This is a genomic window from Streptomyces achromogenes, assembly GCF_030816715.1.
GTDB lineage: Bacteria > Actinomycetota > Actinomycetes > Streptomycetales > Streptomycetaceae > Streptomyces > Streptomyces achromogenes_A.
Genome location: NZ_JAUSYH010000001.1, coordinates 5,591,149 through 5,610,050 on the forward strand (window position 1 = coordinate 5,591,149; position 18,902 = coordinate 5,610,050).

12 protein-coding genes and 1 pseudogene are annotated in these 18,902 nt (G+C 68.0%); 5 read left to right on the plus strand and 8 right to left on the minus strand.

Going from position 1 to position 18,902, the window contains the following annotated elements; all coding sequences use genetic code 11:
• The first annotated feature begins 1 nt into the window (after nt 1).
• On the plus strand, nt 2-748 hold the full coding sequence (gene ppgK / locus QF032_RS25310) for a polyphosphate--glucose phosphotransferase (protein WP_307057595.1): 747 nt from the start codon (nt 2-4) through the stop codon (nt 746-748).
• Nucleotides 749-824: 76 nt separating this feature from the next.
• On the opposite strand, the gene QF032_RS25315 is transcribed toward ppgK, so the two are convergent.
• Nucleotides 825-1,409, minus strand: coding sequence for a DUF6542 domain-containing protein (locus QF032_RS25315; RefSeq protein ID WP_307045613.1), 585 nt, complete (start codon nt 1,407-1,409; stop codon nt 825-827).
• Nucleotides 1,410-1,606: 197 nt separating this feature from the next.
• On the opposite strand from QF032_RS25315, the gene ychF reads away from it, so the two are divergent.
• Both ychF and pglW read left to right on the plus strand, forming a co-directional pair.
• Nucleotides 1,607-2,695, plus strand: a complete 1,089-nt coding sequence (gene ychF, locus QF032_RS25320; RefSeq protein ID WP_306949502.1) for a redox-regulated ATPase YchF — start codon at nt 1,607-1,609, stop codon at nt 2,693-2,695.
• A 487-nt stretch (nt 2,696-3,182) separates the two neighbouring features.
• Nucleotides 3,183-7,583 carry a BREX system serine/threonine kinase PglW gene (gene pglW / locus QF032_RS25325; protein WP_307057597.1) on the plus strand — a complete coding sequence of 1,467 codons (4,401 nt, stop codon included), beginning with the start codon at nt 3,183-3,185 and terminating at the stop codon, nt 7,581-7,583.
• Between the two features lie 31 nt (nt 7,584-7,614).
• On the opposite strand, the gene QF032_RS25330 is transcribed toward pglW, so the two are convergent.
• Genes QF032_RS25330 through QF032_RS25340 form a run of 3 tightly spaced genes read right to left on the minus strand, consistent with a single transcriptional unit; the run spans nt 7,615 to nt 10,975 of the window.
• Nucleotides 7,615-9,096, minus strand: a complete 1,482-nt coding sequence (locus tag QF032_RS25330; protein ID WP_307057599.1) for a hypothetical protein — start codon at nt 9,094-9,096, stop codon at nt 7,615-7,617.
• Nucleotides 9,093-10,472, minus strand: coding sequence for a ParA family protein (locus QF032_RS25335; RefSeq protein WP_307057601.1), 1,380 nt, complete (start codon nt 10,470-10,472; stop codon nt 9,093-9,095). Before QF032_RS25335 ends, QF032_RS25330 begins: the two co-directional genes overlap by 4 nt.
• Complete coding sequence (locus QF032_RS25340; RefSeq protein ID WP_307057603.1) at nt 10,469-10,975, minus strand: hypothetical protein; 507 nt, start codon at nt 10,973-10,975, stop codon at nt 10,469-10,471. The genes QF032_RS25335 and QF032_RS25340 overlap by 4 nt, the downstream gene beginning before the upstream one ends.
• 133 nt (nt 10,976-11,108) lie before the next feature.
• On the opposite strand from QF032_RS25340, the gene pglX reads away from it, so the two are divergent.
• Entirely contained in the window at nt 11,109-14,912 is a 3,804-nt protein-coding gene (gene pglX, locus QF032_RS25345) for a BREX-2 system adenine-specific DNA-methyltransferase PglX (RefSeq protein ID WP_307057605.1), read from the plus strand.
• 54 nt (nt 14,913-14,966) lie between these two features.
• On the opposite strand, the gene QF032_RS25350 is transcribed toward pglX, so the two are convergent.
• Complete coding sequence (locus tag QF032_RS25350) at nt 14,967-15,155, minus strand: DUF397 domain-containing protein (protein ID WP_307057608.1); 189 nt, start codon at nt 15,153-15,155, stop codon at nt 14,967-14,969.
• On the minus strand, nt 15,152-16,003 hold the full coding sequence (locus QF032_RS25355; RefSeq protein WP_307057610.1) for a helix-turn-helix domain-containing protein: 852 nt from the start codon (nt 16,001-16,003) through the stop codon (nt 15,152-15,154). Before QF032_RS25355 ends, QF032_RS25350 begins: the two co-directional genes overlap by 4 nt.
• Before the next feature lie 143 nt (nt 16,004-16,146).
• On the opposite strand from QF032_RS25355, the pseudogene QF032_RS25360 reads away from it, so the two are divergent.
• Nucleotides 16,147-16,597 (plus strand): annotated as a pseudogene (locus QF032_RS25360) (ATP-binding protein).
• A 24-nt stretch (nt 16,598-16,621) separates the two neighbouring features.
• Here QF032_RS25360 and QF032_RS25365 read toward each other — a convergent pair.
• Together QF032_RS25365 and QF032_RS25370 are read right to left on the minus strand one after the other, a co-directional pair.
• Entirely contained in the window at nt 16,622-17,956 is a 1,335-nt protein-coding gene (locus QF032_RS25365; protein WP_307057612.1) for a 7-cyano-7-deazaguanine synthase, read from the minus strand.
• Nucleotides 17,953-18,675: a hypothetical protein gene (locus QF032_RS25370; protein WP_307057614.1), complete on the minus strand. Its 723-nt coding sequence runs from the start codon at nt 18,673-18,675 to the stop codon at nt 17,953-17,955. The genes QF032_RS25365 and QF032_RS25370 overlap by 4 nt, the downstream gene beginning before the upstream one ends.
• Between the last annotated feature and the right edge of the window lie 227 nt (nt 18,676-18,902).

Sequence of the window (18,902 nt, forward strand, 5' to 3'; positions counted from 1 at the left end):
CATGCAGATCTTCGGCGTGGACATCGGCGGATCCGGGATCAAGGGCGCCCCCGTGGACCTGGACAAGGGCGACCTGGCCCAGGAACGGCTCAAAGTGCTCACCCCGCACCCGGCGACGCCCGACGGCGTCGCCGACGGCGTGCGGCAGGTCGTGGAGCACTTCGGGTGGACGGGGCCCGTGGGGCTGACCTTCCCGGGCGTGGTCACCGGCGGCTCCACGATCCGCACCGCGGCCAACGTCGACAAGGGCTGGATCGACACCGACGCGCGCGCCCTGTTCGGCGAGCGGCTGGGCGGCCTGCCGGTCACCGTGGTCAACGACGCGGACGCGGCGGGCGTCGCCGAGATGTCCTTCGGCGCCGGGCGCGGCCGCGGCGGCACGGTGATCCTGCTGACGTTCGGCACGGGCATCGGCAGCGCCCTGTTCGTGGACGGCGCGCTGGTCCCCAACACCGAGCTCGGCCATCTGGAGCTGCACGGCCACGACGCCGAGAAGCGCGCCAGCAGCAAGGCCAGGGAGGACCACGAGCTGACGTGGGAGCACTGGGCGCACCGCGTCCAGAAGTACCTCGCCCACGTCGAGATGCTCTTCTCGCCGGAGCTGTTCATCATCGGCGGCGGCGTCAGCCGCAAGGCCGACAAGTTCCTGCACTTCATCGAGGGCGTCAAGGCGGAGATCGTCCCGGCCCAGCTGCAGAACAACGCGGGAATCGTGGGCGCCGCGATGCACGCGGCGCAGAGCGACTGAGGCGCGGCGACCGCGGCCCCGTGGCGTCGCGGCCGTGACGGCCACGACGGCCGTTGCGCCACGAACCGCGACACGGCTACGACGGGTCCCGGCGGGCCGGCGGGCGGCGGACCGGGTTCCTGCGGCGGGCCGCCGCCAGGCGCAGGCCGCGCGCCAGGACGGTCAGCGCCGCCAGCAGCGTCCCGCCGTACAGCCAGCCGACCTGGGTGGCCAGTGCCGTGACCAGCCCCATCAGACGCGCCCCGATCCCGTTGCCGCCCGCGGCCACGGGCAGCAGTCCGACGGAGAACGCGATCGGCGCGACCACCGGCGCGGACAGCAGCTCGGCGTCACGCACCCAGAGCGCGGTCAGCAGGCACACCGGCAGGAACAGCACGCCGTACACCGTGAGCGAGGCGCCGAACAGCAGCTGGTCCAGGCCGCCGAGCACGCACATCAGCGCCGAGCCGAACAGTCCCGCGCCGAGCCCGGTCAGCCGGGGGGTCGGCATCTTCCGCGCCGGCAGCGGTGCGGGCCCGCGTCCGGCCGGGGCGGGGCGGGGCTCGCGGCGGCTCCGCTCCGGGCCCGGCTGGGGCGGCAGGGGAGGAGTGTCCCGTCGGGCGTCCTGTCGGGCGTCCCGGTGGGCGTCCCGGTCCGGGGCCCGTGTCCTGTGTTGCTCCACCGGACCAACATAGGTCTGTTTATGTGCCGAATCGGGTGTCGGACACGCCGTGCGGCGCGGCTTGGCCAAGCGTTCGACAGGGCAGCGGGGCGGAGCCGGGGCACGCCGTAAACTGGTGGACCGGTCAGCTCTCTGGCCCCTGGCCCTCTCACTCCGGGAACTGGCCCCTTGGCCCTCTCACCACGGGAAGTCGCAACGTGTCGCTCACGATCGGAATCGTCGGTCTGCCGAATGTCGGCAAGTCGACCCTGTTCAACGCCCTGACCAAGAACGACGTGCTGGCGGCCAACTACCCGTTCGCCACGATCGAGCCCAACGTCGGCGTGGTCGGCGTCCCCGACGCCCGGCTCACGAAGCTGGCGGAGATCTTCTCCTCCCAGCGCGTCCTCCCGGCGACGGTCGACTTCGTCGACATCGCGGGCATCGTGCGCGGCGCGAGCGAGGGCGAGGGCCTGGGCAACAAGTTCCTCGCGAACATCCGCGAGTCCGACGCGATCTGCCAGGTCATCCGTGCCTTCAAGGACGAGAACGTGGTCCACGTCGACGGCAAGGTCTCGCCCAAGGACGACATCGAGACGATCAACACCGAGCTGATCCTCGCCGACCTGCAGACCATCGAGAAGGTCCTGCCGCGGCTGCAGAAGGAATCGCGGATCAAGAAGGACGTCGCCCCGAAGGTGAAGGCCGTCGAGGAGGCGAAGGAGATCCTGGAGAAGGGCGACACCCTCTTCTCCCAGGGCGTCCTCCAGGGCAGCGAACGGGCCGAGCTCCTGCACGACCTGCACCTGCTCACCACCAAGCCCTTCCTCTACGTCTTCAACGTCGACGAGGACGAGCTGACCGACGACGCCTTCAAGGACGAGCAGCGCGCCCTCGTCGCCCCCGCCGAGGCGATCTTCCTCAACGCCAAGCTGGAGCAGGACCTCGCCGAGCTGGACGAGGCCGACGCGATGGAGCTCCTGGAGTCCGTCGGCGCCGAGGAGCCCGGCCTCGCCACCCTGGCCCGCGTCGGCTTCGACACCCTCGGCCTGCAGACGTACCTCACGGCCGGCCCCAAGGAATCCCGCGCCTGGACCATCAAGAAGGGCGCCACCGCCCCCGAGGCGGCCGGCGTCATCCACACCGACTTCCAGAAGGGCTTCATCAAGGCGGAGGTCATCTCCTTCGCCGACCTGGTGGAGACCGGCTCGGTCGCCGAGGCCCGCGCGAAGGGCAAGGCCCGCATGGAGGGCAAGGAGTACGTGATGCAGGACGGCGACGTGGTGGAGTTCCGCTTCAACGTTTAGGCGCATTTCCACCACGTCGGCTTGGTTGATTACACAAGTCAGGAGGGCTCGACCCTTCGGAGTTGAGCCCTTCGCTCGTTCCCGTGCTGGGATGGTGCTGAGAAAACTGACGCTCTGTCACCTTGTTTCGCAAGCGTCCCTGGTGTGGCTCCCTCGGAGTGGACCGACTGCGGGTATGGGTTCACAGCGACTGCTGGCGCGGGCCGATCTCTGCCCTGTTTCCGGGACAAGTGGCGAGGCTGCCGCTTACGACGGCTGGTGTCAGTGACGGCGGGCCCCTCAAACGATTCGGGTGGCTGACCGGTGAGCGGCGTTCGATCAAGGCTGCTCTCGTGCCGGATCGGAGAACGCCGCTTCCCTCTTGTGGCGGGCACGGTAGGCTCGACCAGGCATGATGCGGCCCTGCTGGCGTGGGCGACGCGGGAGGACGGGGACAGTGACCGCAGTGGGAGGAACCCCGGCGTCCGGGGTGCCGAAGCCTGGCCCGGTGAGGCCGCCCCGGCAGTGGTCGCAGGAGAGGGTCTCTCCGTACCCGTGGGAGCAGGAGGCATTGGATCACGTCCGGCAGCTCATGCCGCACGCCGAGCCGTATCGGGCCTGGGCCACCTTCTCTTTTACTGCGCAGTCCGGACGCGTCAATGAATGCGATCTGCTGATCGCAGTTCCGGCCGGCCTCTTTCTCGTCGAGATCAAGAGTCACCCCGGTGAACTCCGTAACACCGGTTCCACGTGGAATTTCCGTGGCCAGGACCGTATGCGGACCCTCACCAACCCTCTGCACTTCAACGACTTGAAGTCCAAGGAGCTGAAGAGCCAACTCCAGTGGGCAGCACGCAAGCTGGGTATCAGCGACCGCGTCGTGCCGCGTATCGAGCCTGCCGTGTTCCTCTCCGCCCCGGATCTGGAAAGCCACCTGGACGAGGTCCAGCAGATCAAGGTCTACGGCCGTGACGACGGCGCGAGCGGTCTGAAGCGTATCTGGCAGGATTTCCTGGGACTGCCACCGGACCGCCCTGAGCGGCGCATTACTCCGGAGTTCTCTCGCCATACCCTCCCGCAGTTGCTGAAGGCCATTGGTATTCGTCAGTCCGCCGCCCATCTGCGGTTCGGCGAGGCATGGAAGATGGAGCCCCATCCGCTGGACGCCGGTCCGTCCTGGGAGGACCGGCTCGCGTCTCGCGATGACGGGATGGTCCAGGAAGAGGGACGGGTCCGTATCTATCTGGTCAGCCAGATGGCGACCGAAGCGGCTCGTAAGGCCACCGAACGTGCCGCGCGCCGTGAGTACCAGGTGCTCCAGGGCATCAACCATCGCGGGATCGTCGACGCAGTCGAATTCCGTGAGCATCAGGGCGGGCCGGCGATTCTCTTCCGCCATCGCCACACGGATCTGCGACTCGACCAGTACCTCGATGTCTACGGCGGGAAGCTGACTCCCGAGACCCGCCTCGACCTGGTCCGACAACTCGCAGAAGCCGTCCGCTACGCACACAACCGTTCCCTGTACCACCGGGCTCTGGCTGCACGATCGGTGTACGTCTCCTTCAAAGAGGGTGGGTCCCATCCCGAACTGCGGATCACGGACTGGCAGACCGCGGCCCGGGATTTCGACTCCAACGCCACCTTCTTCCGCTCCATCGGTGGTTCCGCCCTCGACGCGGCACTCATTGAGGACGCGGCCCGCGTCTACCTCGCCCCGGAGACGGATCAGCCCTACGCCGACCCCGGCGACCTGGACGTCTTCGGTCTCGGAGCGGTGGCACATCTGATCCTGACCGGGTTGCCGCCGGCTGCGCAGCGCAGCGCGCTGAGTGACCGTCTGCGCACGGACTCGGGGCTGCGTCTCTTCGCGGTGGCGGATGGGCTGCCCGATGCCCTGGACGATCTCGTTTTCCAGGCGACCCGGACCGATGTCAATGATCGCCTCGGCTCGGTGGAGGCATTCCTCGACCTCCTCGACGAGGCCGAACGTGCCAGCGTGCTGCCGGACTCCCCGGCCTCGACCGGTGTCGACCCGTTGGAGGCGCTGCCCGGTCAGTCACTCGACGCCGAATGGTCGGTCCGGCGGGTTCTCGGCACCGGGGCCACTGCCCGTGCGCTGCTCGTGGAGCGGGCGACCGAGGACGAGGACGGACACGTCCAGATCGACGAGCACGTCTTCAAGGTGGCGCTCGACGAGGAGCGTGCGGGCAGACTGCGGGCCGAGGAGCGGGTGCTCGGCACGGTCGGTGGTGGAGCGGTCGTCCAGTTGCGCGGACAGGGCCTGCGGGAGATCGGCGGGCGCACGGTTCTGGAGCTGGAGTACGCCGGCGAGCAGTCTCTCGGTGAGCGACTCCGAGGCCAGGGCCGTCTCACCTACCACGAGCTGGAACGCTTTTCGGACGATCTGTTCCACGCCCTTGACCAGCTCGCCGGTCATGGAGTGCGCCACCGTGACATCAAGCCGGACAATTTCGGTGTCCAGCGACGCAAGGACCGTACCTGGCAGCTGAAGCTCTTCGACTTCTCACTCACCGATGCCTCTGACCGGGACATCAAGGCCGGTACCCGTAACTATCTCGACCCGTTCCTCGGGTCGATGCGCCGCGCCCACTACGACGATCACGCCGAGCGTTACGCGGCGGCCGTCACCCTTCACGAGATGGCCAGTGGCGAGCGACCGGTGTGGGGCGACGGGCAGAACGACCCGCTCACCAACGAATCGGCAGTCCTCCGCATAGCGGTCGAACTCTTCGAACCGGCATTGAGCGAGGGGCTCGCACGCTTCTTCCGTAGAGCCCTGCACCGCGATACCGAGCACCGCTTCGAGACCCTCACGCAGATGCGGGACGAGTGGCGGCAGGTGTTCCGCACCGCGGACTCGACCGGCCCCACCACTACTCCGACCACGGTCGGCACCATCTCCGAGGACCCAGAGAGCGACCGGGACAGGGCAGCGGCAGCCGCCGACACTACGACACTCCTGGAGGCCGCCGGTCTGTCTCCCCGGGCGGTGTCTGTCGCGAACGACCTGCACGCTTACCGGGTCGGTGATCTGCTGAACCTTCAGCCGTACGTCATCTCCCGGGCGCGCGGCGCAGGTGCGCTGGTCCGCAAGGAACTGAACCGGCGGCGCAAGCAATGGGCGGCAGCGCTCCTTCCGGCCTCCGACGGAAGGTCTCCGCGGACCGCGTCCGTCGATCGCGCGGTGGTGGACGTCGTCACGGCGGACGGCTCGGCTCCGGAACGGATCCTGTCGATAGACGAGATGGCAGCCCTGCTCACGCCCGAGCCGGGACGCAAGGGTTCGCACCGCGAGGGCGTGGTCCGGCTCACGCTCGGGCTTCCGCCCGAGGAGGGCGGGCTGTCTCCGCTGGGAGCCTGGCCGGTGCAGGCACGCATTGCCGAGCACCTGGGTATCAAGCAGCCGCCGGTCTCGCGGCACCATCGGATGGAGATCAAACAGTGGGCCGAGGCGGCCTGGCTCGCACCGGTACGGGCTGAGCTGGTCGACATCGTCACTGCCGCCGGGCGCGTCATGACCGCTGTGGAGGCTGCCGCCGAACTGCGTGCCCGCCACGGAGCGGACAGCGACACCGGTGAGCGGATCCTGGCCAGATCGCTCGCCGTGGTCCGGGCCGCGGTCGAGGCCGAGACCGCGGATGTACTGGGAGGGGGAGACAGCGCGGGGACCGAGAGCGCAGTACCGCATGAGCCCCGGCTCGCGGTGCACCGGCGTGGCGAAGCGATCCTCATCGCGGCCGAGTCGCTTCCCGGAACCGAGGATCCGAGCCCCCGTGAACTGGCCGACTACAGCGCTCTGTTGGGGGCTTGCGCCTATCAGTCGGCCAGGCGTGACCCATTGCCCAGCCGTACCGAGGTCCTGCGTGATCTGCGTGCGGTACCGGTTCCCGACGGCTTCGCCCCACTCGCGGACACCCGCCTCGTGGCACTGGCCGCCGCGGTCGCCACTCGGACCGCGGTCACCCCGCGTCTGGAGCTGTACCCGCAGGATCTGAGTCTGGAGCGCGCACTTCGCATCTCCCAGGCGGGAGCCGGGGTCCGGCACGACCGGGGCATCATGGTTCCCGGTCTGATCGCGCGGCTGCGGGCACGGTTCCCCGACCTCGACCTCCTCGTGGGCGGCCGCGAGCCGACCCATGTGGAGCTTGAGGACGCGCTCGAAGCGGCACGCTTCGACCTGCGGTACGACCACACGACCCTGACGTTCTTCCCGCGCAGAACCGCACCGCCCGCCGCCCGCACCTCAACCGGCGTCCACACCAGCTATCTTCCACCCCGCCCGATCTCCCGCTCGGACCGGGAGGACCCGCACGGGGCGTCTCGTGCCCGGCTCACCGAGCGGGCCGCGCGCGGCGGCTTCCTCGCTTTGACGGTGAAGCGCGACGTACTCGTGGGGACGGCGGAGCGGGTGGCGGCGACCTTCGAATCCGAGGGTGTCGTCGCGGTTGACGTCGCTGGCATGTTCCTGCGTACGCTGCGGGAGTTGGCGGACGAGAAGGGCCAGGACTGGCAGAAGTTCCTGCGCGCCGACAGCAGTTCGGCTCCCGGCCGCATCAAGCCCGGCCTTGCCTCTTTCGCACGCGTCGTCTGGCAGAGGATGGAGGACGCCCTCCTGGAGCGGGCCGCCGAGCCCCGGACGATTCTCTTCCTTTACGACGCCGGCCTCGTCGCCCGCTACTGGGACGAGGGCGGCCATGGCTTCCTGACCCGTCTTCAGAGTGCGGCACGCCGACCGGCGACCGTCCCGTACGGCCTGTGGCTGTTGTGTCCGGTCGAGACACGGTCGCAGCAGCCGCGCCTGGACGGGCGGACGGTTGAGGTGATTGCGGGCGATGGGGAGAAAGAGCACCTGGATGCGGAGTTCGTGAAGGCGCTCGGGGACTGAGCGCCTTCACGAAGTGAACGGACGGCCGGGGTCAGGACTTCTTGCGGGAAACTCCGCCCCTGCGCCCGATGTTGAAGTACAGCCGGTACACATCGGGCAGGTCGATGGCCCCGGTGGTGAGTCGCCGGGTCAGGACGCCGATGTCGATGAGTTCCTCGAGGACGGCGAAGAGGTCAGCTGGTTTGCGTGGACCGCTGCCGCCGTCGTCTTCCTGGCCGTCCTGAGCGTTGTCCTTGGCCAGATCCTGCAGCGCTGCGCTGAGCCCGCCCTGATCCCAGTAGGCGATGACGAGGGAAGGCTCCATCGGTACCTCACCCCCCTCGAGTTTTTCGACCGCAGCAACCGCCCAGGCGATGTCCTCCGTAAGTTCCTCCACACGGATACGGGCCGCCCCGTGCAGGCTCGCTCTGATGGCGTCGTAGTGCAGTGCGTACTCGTGCCCGGCGTAGCGCTCCGCGGAGACGACGGCGGCCTCCCGGAGGCTGTAGAGCCAGGTACGGGGGCTGACCTCCTCATTGCCGTCCTGGAGGTGATTGGGCACCCAGGTGTAGGTGAGGCCCTTGCGCCGGTCGGTACCCATGTACGGCCCGGCGATGTCAACGAATACGGCTTCCTGCCGTGTCTGGTCAGCGATGACGTCGGTCGGCGCGATGAACCTGCCCTCGCCCTCGTCGCGCCAGCTGCCGGTCATGCTGGTCGCGGCTCGAAACTCCGCGGCTCCGGGGCCGTCGTAGTTGCCCAGTTGGTGGAAGAAGAGTCCGTAGAGGTTCTCCCGGAGCCAGGTGAGCTCGGCGGTGTTTGCCGTGAGTTTCGAGGCGTCTGCGAATTTCTTGGGCGCACTGTCGTACATGTCCGGGCGAATGAAGATCTTCGCGCGCAGAGCTGTGGTCGTGAGCCGCAGTTCGAGTGCCACCTCGAGCAGACCTGACACAAGCTTGTCCGCCTGTGTCCTGTCTTTGTGCAGGTGGTCGAGGGCGTCGAAGAGCAGGACCCGCGTCATGCCGTCGTTGTGGGCTGTGCTGTCCGCTTCCTGGAGAGCGTCGTCGAGTGCTTCGGGATTGTCCCGTACCCAGCTCATCCGGCCGGGCCAGTCACCGATGGCTGCGATCTCGGGCACTTGGAGCGCCATCAGAACGACCGTGAACCAGAAGTCGACCGCATCGAACTCGTCATCACGCATTAGCCGGGCGATGACTCGCTTGGTCGGGTACGCGGCGTCGGCCCTACGGTCCGCAGCGAAGCCGGTGGCGATCTCGACCCGGCGCAATTTGGGCATCAGGTACGAGGCCGCGGCGATCTCTCGCAGCCGGGGATCCGTCAGTGCCTTGGCCCAGTAGGTCTTGCCGGTGCCGCGAGCGCCCTTCACCACTGTGACATCGGGAGCGAGAGCGAGCCGGTGGCTCGACGGGGTGAACAGTCGCCGCAGGTCCGGTTCCGTGGTGTTCGCGTCGACCGCGCCTTCCAGAGCCCTGTCGATCAGGGTGCGGTACTCGTCGGCGGTCAGGGGGGTCATGAGGGCTCCGGGTGCGGTGACGGCAGCAGTCGCTCCACCGTAGTCGTGAAGGTCTGGTACACGGCCTCGACCATCGGCAGCTCCGGCCAGGCGCTGCTGCGCAGCGGGTCGAGTCCGATCAGGTCGTTGCCGAACAGGATCGGGATGGGGGAGTGCGGTGCGTCTTCCGCGTCCGGTGCCGAGATATACGTGCTGTCCGGCTCGTAGAGGGTGTCCGCGAAGAGGTTGTAGGCCCGCTCCTGCAGGGCGAGGAGTCGGTTGATGTCTCCGGCGGAGTTGAACATGGCAGCGACGACCCTGAGGCGTTCTACCAGGTCGCTGACGTGGTCCTGCCGTTGCCTCCACTGCTCGAACAGCATGCGGTACCCCTCCCAGGTGGAGGGGTTGTCCACGGTGAACAGCAGAGCCAGGCCGCTCAGGTGGGTCAGGGTGACAGCGGCGATGTCATGCATTCCCGCCCGACAGTCGAGCAGGACGACATCCGGGCGCCGGGAGAGCTCCGCGACCTGGTTCTCGCAGGCGCTGATGGCCTGCTCAAGACGGGTGGCGAAGGGGCGCGGGGAATCGCCGGGAGTGAGCGGGGCCAGGTCGCTGTAGATGCGGTTCAGTTTGGCGAGGTAGTCGCTGCGTTCGCCTGCGCGAGGTGTCCCTCCCGCAGGGGCGAACCACACCTCACCGTTGCTTTCGCCCCGGACCGGGAGGGCGGTGCCGCGAGCGACCAGTTCCAGCCCGTCTCCATGCCCGACTGCTGCTTCGACCAGATGGTCCACGATGCCGTGACGCGGGATGCCGCTCGGGCTCTCCAGGAGGTTCGATACCCCGGGGGACTCCAGGTCGAGGTCCACCACGAGGACACAACGTCCGCGGTCCGCCAGATACCGGGCGAGCATCGCGGTGGCCGTAGAGCGGCCCACACCCCCCTTGAATCCGTACATGGCGACGCGTCGGTCCCGGCGGTCCCAGTCCTCGTCGTTCGGCGCCTGGGCAGAAACGGGTGCACTGGTCCAGTCGGTCCCTATCACTGTGCGTTCTAAGGCATGCACGCTGCCGACGCTCCCGTGGGACGCGCTGATCTCCGTACGGTCGCTGCTGGCGAAGAAGAGGTCGGGGGCGAACAGCAGACTGCCTAGGACGACGGGCTCGAGGCCGGTGAAGGGGTGCGTCGCGGCCGCGAATGCCGCTGACGCCGAGAGCACATCGGGGGCGTCCGCAGGCAGTGGAGCGGCGCGGTCGTCGACAAGGAGCGACGCCCGGCCCAGAAGGTCACGGGTGACGACAACGTCCATTCCGAACCGCTGGGCGGCCTGTCCGGCGTGGGCGAGCGCTTGCTTCCAGGCCGCGTCGAACCGTGCGGAGGGTGGGGGAGGGGTGGTCATACGAGGGTGCCGGTTCCTAGGATGCGGGCCTGCTCGTGGGCGGCGATGAGGTCGTGGGCCGCCTTGAGGTGCCGGTCGACGTGCTCCTTGGTGAGCGTGGTGCCGTCGCAGTACCGGTCGCCCACGTCCCAGTCCGCGAACGGGTTCTCCCAGAGGAGCTGGGAGAACAGGAGACCTGCGGCGGTGTCGTTGCGGCGGTGGGCCACGGCGGTGAGCTGTTCCCAGAGGGCGGGAAGGTGGCCGTGCTGGCCGTCCCAGTTCCGCTGCCTCCGCTGAGGATGCGCGAACTTCATCTCGGGGTGGTGCGGCATGCCGTTCGGCTTGAGCTCGGAGCCGAGGAAACTGATCAGGATGGCCTTGATGGCGCATTCCGCGGCCAGACCGGCCAGGTGGTCCGCCGATATCTGCCACCGCGCGCCCGTCGCGAGGACGGCCGACCGGTAGTGGTGCACGCTCGCTCGGGCGAAGTCGGGCGGGGGCGAGGTACTGGGCGCTGCCGTCACGACGATCACTTTAGTGGGGGGAGCCGAGGGCGCGGGAGGCCTTTCCACACACGGGGACCCCAGCCTCGTTAACGAGGCTGGCAGGATTGAAGGGCCTGGCCGCGGGATGCGCGGCGGGAGAGGACGCGGTGCGGTGAGTAGGAACAAGAAGGAAGCGGACGTGACGGTGGAGACGGCGGGTACGGCGGCGGGCCTGGACAAGGAGGCCCTGGTCAAGGACCTCAAGCGGCAGGTCCTCGACCTGGAGGACGACCTGCGTGCCCGCAGCGAGACGGTCGACGAGTTCCGCGAACGCCTGGAAGAGGAGTATCAGCAGGCCAAGAAGGCCAAGCGGATCGCGGCCCCCTACGCCGCCTGGCGCGACGAGCGGGTCACGCAGGCCGCGGCGGCCTGGGTCCTCGCCTGCGTCTTCGTCCGCTTCTGCGAGGACAATCGGCTCATCGAGGAGCCCTTCCTCGCCGGCCCCGGCGAACGTCTCGCCGAGGCGGAGGCCCGCCACGACCACTTCTTCCGCGAGAACCCGCACCTCAACGACCGCGACTGGCTGATCGACTCCTTCCGTCATCTCGCCAAGACGAACGCCGCCGCCGCCGGCCTCTTCGACGAGAACCACAACCCGCTGTGGAGCATCACCCCCGGCTACGACGCGGCGACGAAGTTGCTCGCGTTCTGGCGCAGGTGGGGCGCGGCGGGCGAGATCCGTTACGACTTCACGGACCCGGAGTGGAACACCCGGTTCCTCGGCGACCTCTACCAGGAGCTGAGCGAGCATGCCCGCAAGACGTACGCGCTGCTCCAAACCCCGGAATTCGTCGAGGAGTTCATTCTCGACCTGACCCTGGAACCGGCGATCGAGGAGTTCGGCCTCAACGCGGTACGGGAAGATCCGCTGGACCCGGACGGTGAGCCGCTGCGCGGGCTGCGGACCATCGACCCGGCCTGCGGGTCCGGGCACTTCTTGCTCGGCATTTTCCACCGGTTGTTGGACAAGTGGCGTATCGCGGAGCCGGGTACGGACGACTGGACCCTGGTCCGGCGCTCCCTGGAATCCGTCCACGGCTGTGACAAGAACCCGTTCGCGGCGAGCATCGCGCGCTTCCGGCTGCTCGTCGCCGCGATGAAGGCCGCGGGCGTGAGCCGTCTCGCGGAGATGCGGCCCTTCCCGATCAACGTGGCGGTCGGCGACTCGCTCCTGCACGGGCGGGGCGCGGCCGGAATCCAGACCGAGATCGACCTGGACTCGCTGTTCGCGGAGGCGGTCGTGGGGCGCGAGGACGGGGAGGCCTACGCGTACGCGACGGAGGACGTGTGGGAGTACGCGAAGCGGGCGGATCTGCTGGGGCGGGGCTCGTACCACGTGGTTGTGGGGAACCCGCCGTACATCACGGTGAAGGACAAGCAGGAGAACGAGAACTACCGGGCTGCGTACAAGGACGTGTGCGCGGGGACGTACGCGCTGTCCGTGCCGTTCGCGGCACGGCTTTTTGACTTGGCGGTCAGGGGGCCGGGCGGGCGGCTCGGCGGGGGCGGGTTCGTCGGGCAGATCACGGCGAACTCCTTCATGAAGCGAGAGTTCGGCAAGAAGCTCATCGAGGTCTTCTTCCGTAACCGGGTCGAACTGTCACATGTGATTGATACGTCGGGGGCGTACATCCCGGGGCATGGCACGCCTACGGTGATTCTGGTGGGGCGGAATCGGATTCCTAATCCGAAGCGGATACTTCGGGCGGTGTTGGGGGTTCGGGGGGAGCCTTCGCAGCCGCAGAACGCCGAGGACGGTCTGGTCTGGCGCGAGATTGCACAGAAGACGGGTGCCCCGGGCAGTCCGTCGGACTGGGTGAGCGTGGTGGATTCGCCCAGCTCCAGCCTCAGTGAATTTCCGTGGAGCCTCTCTGGGGGAGGGGCAGGCGAACTGCAAGCTCATGTGGAAGCGGCAGCTGTGGGTCGGCTAGGAGACCGGTGCACCAGCATCGGGCGAACCACTGCCAGTGGCGCGGACGATGCGTACTTCCTGCCTGACCGGATGACGGCCAAGCGGTTGGGGGAAGACGCGGCGGTTCGCGAACTTGTTACAGGTGACAGCGTTCGCGACTTTGCGATCTCGCGGGTGACTCAGATCCGTAACCCTTATGTTGATTCTTCCAACACGAAGCTAGTTACTGAGTCGAGTCCGCTCGTTTCGCATGGGCTATGGCCGTATCGCGCCTTGCTTGAGCGTCGAGTTATCTTTGGTAAGACCATGGCCGAGAATGATTCGCCTTGGTACGTGCATCTGGAGAACTATTCGAGCAAGCTGAATGTGACTGATGGTATCGGGTTCGCGTTCGTGGCCACGCATAATCACTTCTCGTACGACCGAGATGGCCGACTCTTCAATCGAACTGCGCCTGTAATCAAGCTGCCGGAGGGGGCGGATGAGGATGCGCACCTGGAGTTGCTGGGGGTGCTGAATTCGTCGACGGCTTGCTTCTGGTTGAAGCAGGTCAGCCAGGACAAGGGAAACAGGGGAGGGGAGCGCTCGACCGGTCGGTATGCATGGGAGAGTTTCTACGAGTTCACTGGAACGAAGCTGCAAGAGTTTCCGCTTCCCGGCGAGCTGCCGCTGGAGTTGGGACGTCAGCTGGACACATTGGCTCGTGAGCTTTCCGAGCAAGAGCCGTCCGCTATTTGCTCGAACGCTGCCCCTGACCGGTCGCTCCTCTCCGAAGCTCGGTCCAAGCATGCTCGTATTTGGCGGCAGATGATTGCTCTCCAGGAAGAGTTGGACTGGCAGGTCTACGGTCTGTACGGATTGCTCAGCGAATCCGAACTGGCGCTTACGACTACGAGGGGAGCGGGCTCTGAGATTCCTGAAGTTTCCCTCGGAGAGAGGGCATTTGAGCTGGCGATCGCTCCGCAAGCTGCCACGGACGAGGCCGTGGAGCAGTGGTTCCGGCGTCACGATTCCACGCCCGTGACGGAGATTCCCGCGCAGTGGCCCGAGTGGTACCGCAAGACCGTTCAGGCGCGGATCGGCATCATCGCCGCACGCCCCAAGGGCATCGGCCTGATCGAGCGACCTGAGTGCAAGCGACGTTGGTCCGCTGAAGCGTGGGAGAAGAAGGAGCGGGCCGCGCTGCGGACCTGGTTGCTCAATCGGTGCGAGAGTAGCGAGTTGTGGTACGAGCTGCGGGACGGGATGAAGCAGCCGCGGTCGATGACGGTCAACTATCTTGCTGACCGGTTGAGTTCGAATGCGGACTTCGTGTCTGTCGCGGCACTGTACGCCTCAGATCATCTCGGTATGCCGGATCTCCCACTGGCCAAGGTGCTAACTGAAGTCATTGCCGATGAGCATGTGCCGTATCTCGCAGCCCTGCGCTACAAGGACTCCGGGCTGCGCGTCCGCGACCAGTGGGAAGACGTCTGGGAAAAGCAGCGCAAGGAGGACAAGGACAGAGCGCGGCTCGACATCGACCCGCCAACCAAGTACAAGTCCTCTGACTTTCTGCGGCCCTCGTACTGGGCGAACCGCGGCAAGCTAGATGTGCCCAAGGAACGCTTCATCTCGTACCCCGATGCGAGCCCGGACGGGGATCCGACGCTGATGCTCGGGTGGGCCGGGTGGGATCACAAGGATCAGGCGCAGGTGCTGTCGCAGTTGATCGATGCCCGGACCAAGAAGGACGGCTGGGGCGCTGAGCGAATCGTTCCGCTGCTCGCGGGGCTGCGGGAGGTCATGCCGTGGGTGAAGCAGTGGCATGGGAAGCCGGACCCGGAGTGGGATGACGAGGTGCCGGCCGAGGTGCTTGAAGCCGACTACGAGGCGCTGTTGCGCAGGCACGGTGTCGGTGAGGCGCAGTTGGAGGCGTGGCGGCCGGTGAAGAAGCCGCGCGGACGGAAGGCTGCCGCGCCGAAGAAGGAGCCCGTCGAGCAGGTCGAGTTGGGCGAGGAGTAGGGGAGCAGGAGCCCCATGAGGCGGCAGGAATCTGCCGCCTCACCTGCCCAGGCGTCAGGATCCGGACGCGTACGTAGTGAAGGCCGACCAGGCATCGGGTGTCACGGTGAAGGGGCGGAGGGCGGTGTCCTTGGAGTCGCGGACGTGGACCACGTCCGAGCGGACGGCGATCTCGATGCAGTTGTCGCCTTCGCTTCCGCTGTAGCTGCTCTTGAACCAGTCAAGGTCTTCAGTAGTGCTCATAGCGCTCCTCGCATCTGTTCCAGCAGGCTCACCGTAGCCCGACAATCCAGGGCCTGGGAACGCAGCTTGCCATAGCGTTGGAGCAGCACGCTCACGTCGTCCGGAGCAGTGATCAGGCTGCTAGAGCGCTGGCCTTCGACGTAGCCGATCCACTGGTGGCCAGGCCGCTCCGCCAGGTACATCTGACCGTCGACGCCGGTGTGGTCTTCCTGACGAAGCGGCATCACCTGGATCTCCACGTTGCGTTGGCTGCCAACGTTGAGCAGGTGGTCGATGACATTGCGTGTGACCTCGACTCCTCCCAAGTGGCGTTCGAGGAGCGCTTGTTCGATGACGAAACTGAAAGCAGTGTTCGGCCGCTGAGCGAGGAGCTGCTGACGGTCCAGCCGAGCGGCGACCTCGCGTTCAAGCTGCTCCTCGGTCACAGGTGGCAGCCTGCGGTCGAAGATCGCCCGGATATACCCCTCCGGCTGTAACAACCCCGGAATCCCCCGGCACTCGTACGCGTACAGCGTGATCGCCTCTTCCTCGATCCCCGCCCACTGCAGGAACCACGACGCCAGCCCGGCCTTCCTCCGCAGGCTCCTCGCCGTCGCCGTCAGGACCTTCTCCGCGACCGGTCCCAGCACCTCGCCGGCCCGGCATGGCAGGTTCTCCGGCGGGAACCGCTTGCCCTGCTCGAACTTGGCGATGTACGCCGCCGAGTACCCCACGCGGGGTGCGAACTCCTCCTGGGTGAGGCCCCCGGCCTCTCGGAGGGCCTTCAGCGCGGCCCCGAACGTCTTGAGGCCGTCGGACAGTTTGGGTCCACCGCCTGCCGATGTGCCGCTGTCGTGGTCCGCCGTCATCGCCGCCCCGCCTTTCGCGCCCGGTCAACCTGTCCGTGGTTACGGGGAGTTACCCGGCCAGTCCAGTGCGTGAACCCATACAGTTGGATCTGTACCAGTGGCGTTCCTGTCACCTGCGGTGCAGTGCCCGGAAGGCTGGGCCCATGACAGCTGCGCAGGCTCAACCGCCTGTAACCGTACGTGTGTTCACCCAAGCGTTCCCCGCGACTTCCCTCGGCGCGAACCTCGCGCGCCGGTTCGCCCTGGCGCAGCTCGACGACTGGGGTATCCCGCCCGGCGCTCCGCTCCGCGACACCGTCGCCCTGCTCGTCGCCGAGCTCGCGGCCAAGCGCCGCCCGCCACGGGCGGGTGCCGGGGCGGAACTTCGAGCTGCGCCTGCTGTACGAGCACGAGACCGCCGTCGTAAGGATCGAGGTCTCCGGCACTCACCAGCGGCGGCCCGACCCGTCGGCCGTCGGCATGGCCGACCTGGATGCCGACGCCGGCCGGGGGCTCGCCCTCGTCGAGGCCGTCGCCCACCGCTGGGGTGTCGACGATCGCACCGGGCCGGGCAAGACCGTATGGGCCGAAACCGAGCCGGTCGGCGGGTCATGAAGAGCGACAGCGGCAAGGGGCGGTTCAGGCAGATCGCCGCACCGCAGGAGCCTGTGCGACCAGCGCCCGCAGTTCTTCCCGCCCGCTCTCGACGACGGCCAGGAGTTCCGCGGGGCGGACCTCCGGCGGCAACGGGACATCGGCCACCAGGTCGAGCACCGTGCACGGCGTGTCCAGCCAGCGCCTCAGGGCCAGCCAGTGCTCGGCCAGGTCCGCGTCCAAGGACGGGTCCCAAGGGTCGGCCGCGTACGGAGTGTGGTCCTCGCCGTATGCGTGCAGCAGGCCGGAGCGGCGGACCAGGCAAGGGAAGCAGAGGCCGCAGTGCGGCAGGCGGCGCAGCCGGGACCGCCCGTGTTGCCGAACGGGAGACGTGCCGCAACTCAGCGTCGCCTCCAGGGCTTCCTGCGGCAGGCCGGCGTCCCGGGCCGCTTCGCACACCTGACCCTTGGTGAGTGCCGCGAAGGGGTTGACGACCCGGACCGCCCGCTCCGGCCGGCCCGCGATCGTCTCGATGATCCGGTTGAGATGGTGCAGTGTCCACGGATGCACCGAGCGGGTGGAACAGGCGCCCCAACGAGCGGCGGAAAGAGGCGGGTTGAGGGCGAGCTGGCCGTTCTCCGGGATGTGGACGATGGGCACGCGCTCGGCCGCTGCCGCATGTACGGCCGTGGCGGCGTACAGCAGACCGCGTGAGCGGGTGGAGCGTTCGAGAGCGAAGGTGGCGTCCTTCGGCCTGCGTACGGTTTGGCTCTGCTCCAGGCGGCGCAGGTCGCGCTCGCTCCGACGGGACACGGCTTCGAACACGGTGTCCTGGAGCGCCTCGAAGTTCCGCTCCTCGAACATGACCAGAAGCAGGGCGCGCGGGCTGCGTACCGTGGCGCGCTGGGCCGCCCACCCGAGGGAGTCGAGGCCGCCGGAGAACAGTGCCACCTCGTGGGCGTATTCCTCGGGGCCGAAGGGGAGCGGGCGGGATCGGGGCCGTGCGTCGGCGTCGTAGGGGCGGAACTCGACCTCCCAGCGGTCACCCGTCACCGTGGTGAGCAGGGCGGTGAGGTGCGGGAGGGCGCGAGTCCACGCGTCGGGAGCGGTGACCGGCACGGAGAGGCGGATGTGCCGGGTCCAGCGGTCGAACGTCTCCTCCCGCGAGGTGCAGCGGTCCGCGGCGAAGACGGCACGGGCCACCCGCTGGAGGTCGTCCGCCCAGTCCGGGGCGGGAGCGAGGAGGTGGCGGCGGTCGGGTGCCCGGGCCGGGGATTCCCAGTACAGGGCGTCGCTCAGCGGCTGCCAGCCAGGGCCGGGCGCGGGCGCCGGAGCACCCGGGTGGGGGAGCCAGAAGTGGAAGGCCGGTGTCTCGGTCATGCGGCAGGTGTCCCCTCGCTCGGTGCAGCGTCCGGACCCTCTTCCAGGGCGGAGCCGGACGGGGTCAGCAGGCCGAGCGCGGCGCCCACTGCACGTGGGACGAGGCCCCGCGCGACCTGCGCGAGCGCGCCAACCGTCGGATCCTCGAAGGCGGTGATCGCGTCCTCGACCTGCTCCACCGCGCTCTTGAGACGTTCGGCCTCCTCGCACGGATTTGGCACCAGGTGCAGCACCTGTTCGGCGACCCAGTCCGCGACGTGGTCCTCGGGATCGGCCAGCGGCAGCACCGGGACCACGATTTTGATCTTCTCGGCGATGACGCCGCGCAGGAACTCGGCCACGACGTCCGCGAAGAACCACTGGTAGATCAGGCAGAGCAGGTCGCCGGACCAACCCTTGCCGTCTGCGGCGAGCGCCTCTGGATGCTGTGCGGCCAGCCGCTCCGCGGTCGCCGCGGCCGCCCGCCGTACAGCCGCGTCAGCGACCGTGCCGCCCTCACCGCCCACGGCTCGGACGAACCGGGCCGCGAAGTCTGTACGGGCGTCACTCCCGTCCGGATCAGGCGGACCGCCTGCAGAGGTGTCGCGGCCCGCTGCGAGGGTGTCCATGACGGTCGTCAGCCGTTCGCCGGCCGCGTAGGCGGCGTCCCACAGACCGAAGGCGGACGGGTCCGCTCGCAGAGTGCGATGCAGGACGCCCAAGCAGTCCTCGGCTATCACCTCAAGGTCCTCAAGGCGGCCAGAACGCCACGCCGAGAGACGCCTTCCGACACGGCTCCACTCGCCGGCCGGCGTACCGGGGTTCCCTCTCGGCCCCGGCCACCGTGACGACGTACCCATCAGCACTCCCCCTCGTAGGGCGCCGACAGCCCTTTCTCCAGGGGAGCAGCAAGATGGAGCGCCAGGTAGGGCGCGACTCGGCCATGACTGGTGAGCGGGTCCTAGCA